The 3,209-nt window shown below is 33.4% G+C and carries 4 protein-coding genes; 1 reads left to right on the forward strand and 3 read right to left on the reverse strand.

The genetic code is table 11. The features are described from left to right. Positions 1 to 6: 6 nt before the first annotated feature. A complete protein-coding gene (locus A9G37_RS13680; RefSeq protein WP_442903150.1) occupies positions 7 to 84 on the forward strand; it encodes an IS3 family transposase in 78 nt (25 codons plus the stop codon). 2 nt (positions 85 to 86) lie between these two features. Here A9G37_RS13680 and A9G37_RS10220 read toward each other — a convergent pair whose 3' ends face one another. The 3 genes from A9G37_RS10220 to A9G37_RS10230 all read right to left on the reverse strand — a co-directional run. After that, positions 87 to 419: a helix-turn-helix domain-containing protein gene (locus A9G37_RS10220; protein WP_065575439.1), complete on the reverse strand. Its 333-nt coding sequence runs from the start codon at positions 417 to 419 to the stop codon at positions 87 to 89. Positions 420 to 683: 264 nt separating this feature from the next. Next, positions 684 to 1,997 carry a sulfatase-like hydrolase/transferase gene (locus A9G37_RS10225; RefSeq protein ID WP_218059371.1) on the reverse strand — a complete coding sequence of 438 codons (1,314 nt, stop codon included), beginning with the start codon at positions 1,995 to 1,997 and terminating at the stop codon, positions 684 to 686. A gap of 507 nt (positions 1,998 to 2,504) precedes the next feature. Beyond that, the coding region (locus A9G37_RS10230; RefSeq protein ID WP_065575440.1) for an IS30 family transposase at positions 2,505 to 3,209 on the reverse strand (705 nt) is incomplete at its 5' end.

The raw sequence follows: 3,209 nt of genomic DNA on the forward strand, positions 1-3,209 counted from the left end.
CACTATGTGGATTGGTTTAATTATAATCGACTTCATTCAACATTAAATTACCAGTCGCCGATTGAATACAAAAGAAATCGATGACCTTATCTTTTTGGTACTAAAAAGTGTGGACATACCATTAAACGTGCGGCAATCTGCTCTGGGCTGTAATAAAGCATGAGGTATTTTTCAACTTGGCGCCATACCGAAGACTCTATTGGCTTACCATTACCGCTGTTTTTTCGCCTTTTCCTAGCTAGGGTTACCGCATCATGTGCTTGATAGGCTTGATTAGGTTTTGAGTTTCTTTCTATCTCTCGACTTATTGTCGAAGGATGTCTATTGAGTAGCTGGGCTATCTCTTTTTTATTCTTTCCGGCTTGTAATAATACGAAAATTTGGTATCTTTCCTTCCTAGAAAGGTGATTATAATACATAGCAATCTCCAAACTGTGGTGGTGCGAAGGTGCTAGTATAAATCACCTTTCTACTTTCTTCACTCCACCGTGTTTAAAATTGCACTTCATGTTTGAATCCAGGATTTCATTATATTACCCTATTATATTTTTACCATATTAGGTTAACTTATTGTTATATTTGTGATTATTAGCTTGTGCTAAATAAATTTTTTTAAAAACTTAATACATTTATTGAAAAAATAACAATGATAAAAAATTTCTCAACGTATAGTAAGTAACAAATTAATGTTTGTTAAGTACTTCTAGAAAAGGCATGACACTGCTGTTTGGCATAAAAACTCGATCATTGTTTTTTTCTTTGTTAAGGATAGCCGGATCAATCTCATAGCCTAAAAGATTAGATAGAATATATTTATTCATAAGCCCACTTAAATAACCATTTGGTCCCCGAAATGATTCAATAAATTGACAATTATATCGTTGATTGGTCGATATAAACATAAAAGGGATTAGGAACTGATCAATGTTGTCACCAATACCATGCCCAACATTCACAATTTCGCCATGATCCGAGGTATAAATAATGGTATAGTTGTTACTATATTTATTGATAACATCATATAATGCTTTGATTGTACGATCGGTATGATGAATAGTTAAATCATATGCTTCGGCATCAGGTAAAGCCAACTTATCAACTTCATCATAACCTTTATAGGGTTGATGGCTACCGCGCAAATGTACAAAAATAAATTTTTTTGGAGAATTATCTTTTTGTAGGGTGTCTTTTAATAATTGACTTAAACTGATATCCAAAAGATCTTCACTAAAAGTGATAACATCGCTTTTACGTGCAATAAAGCCATATTTAGTATTAAATGTACCTTGAATTCGTTGCCCAGCCGATGCTAACCAATAGGTTTTGTAATGATTGAACTTAGCCATTTCAATAATCGATTTATTATCGAACAAATTATCATTGCTTTCTGGTACATTGAATGAAAGTGTCATTGGTATAGAATCCCGGGTTAAAGCGGCTGCTGAGTGGCTATTTGGGATAATACATCCGCCATTTTGACTAAAAATATTGGTCATAAAAGGGGTAGTTTGCTGATGATAACCATAAGCGCTATAGCGGGAAACTAAAGAAGATTCGCCCATAATAAATACGATCAAGTCGTTATTAGGCTTATTAGGAGGTAAAATCACAGCTTGATTAAATTTTTCAATTTCATGGGTATCTGAATAAATATCTGTTGATGCATAACTAGTTAAAATATAAGCTAAATTAGCAAGTACAGCAGGATAACATTTACGAATTATGCTATCACTAGCTTTATAGAAACCTCGCTTAATATCAGGTGTTAATGCGGTGTAATTTACTAGACAATAAATAAGGTAGGACAATATAAGCACATAAATAGTTATAGGAATAAAAAGTTTAAATTTAATACGAACAATTTTTTTAAGAATCAATAAAATAATAAAGTCCGCAATAAGCGCAGGAATTATTATGATCGAAGCTTGTTTAGCCATTGACATTGCTTCATGAGAATTAGTCTCAATAATAGAATCAAGTACTCCTTCTGATATCATTTCCCCATAAAAAATAAAATAACTAATTTCGGATAAAAAAAGGAATAATAATAAAAAGCCAAAGACAACAATAAGCTTATGACAGCTGCAAATACAATTATGTACTATCATAATAAAAATTAAAGTTGTTATTATTGTAATATAGAAAAACAAATCTCCCCAAATAGATTCGGTAGATTTATCATGATAGCTATTATTAAAGCAGTAAGACCAGATAACACTGATAAACGTATAAACCAATAACAATAATATTAAGGGCCTAACTCTTTTTATCCCGCATAATTTCATAAAATATGACCTCATCCTATATTTGTGTATTTACTAGTTAAAAGTGACAGTTGATTTGGTCACTCTAGCCCTCAAATATTCTTTAGAATATCTTACCACGTACAGCCGTCCCGCATTTAATATAAAATATTTTCTATTCTGTTGCTATGTGTTTGTTTATTTTGTTTTTTTAGTGGTTATCTGTTAACATATGTTCTACATATAACGTGCTGTTATTGCCTAGATTACACCATGAAGTGCAATTTTTCTTAACTCCTTCGAATAAAAGGAGGCAGGGCTTTTAAACTTATGCCATTTTCTTGGGCGTGTGTTCAATAGATATTGTATTTTTTTTATCTGTTCGTCGTCAACTAATGAAATGGCCGCTGACTTTGGTATAAACTGACGTATTAAGCCATTGGTGTTTTCATTTGTGCCTCTTTGCCAGCTTTTATAAGGCTCCGCAAAGTACACGGTGGTGTTTAAATAATACTCAATAGCATGATGATAATTAAATTCGGTTCCATTATCGAAGGTGATGCTTTTAACCATTTTTTCAAACGGCGTTAGCAATTTTATTATCATATCTCTCGTTTCGGAGGCGGTACGTTGATTGAGGCGCCCAATTAATACTAGCCCTGTTTTGCGTTCAACTAATGTCACCAATGCTTGCTTGTCTTTACGGCTAATAATCGTATCTCCCTCCCAATGTCCTCGCGTTTTCCGGCTTTCTACATAACTTGGACGTTGTTTAATTGACCGTTTATATCGACGGTCTCCTTCTTTAATGTTCGGCGCCTTGCAATGCCGATAAGCTTTGCCTTTTCGCCTTAGATAAGGTTTGAATTGTTCATAGCGCGCTTTATTCTGATAAAGGTAGTTATAGATTGATTGGACGCTGATTTTCTTTAAACGTGCAGCAATCTGCTCTGGGCTGTAATAAAG

The sequence above is a fragment of the Gilliamella sp. GillExp13 genome, assembly GCF_001690815.1.
In the GTDB taxonomy this organism is placed as follows: domain Bacteria; phylum Pseudomonadota; class Gammaproteobacteria; order Enterobacterales; family Orbaceae; genus Gilliamella; species Gilliamella bombi.

Excerpts from the sequence above, each read along its gene's own strand:
- A9G37_RS10220 (WP_065575439.1), bottom strand. The coding sequence starts at position 419 with ATGTATTATAATCACCTTTCTAGGAAGGAAAGATACCAAATTTTCGTA.
- A9G37_RS10225 (WP_218059371.1), bottom strand. The coding sequence starts at position 1,997 with ATGATATCAGAAGGAGTACTTGATTCTATTATTGAGACTAATTCTCAT.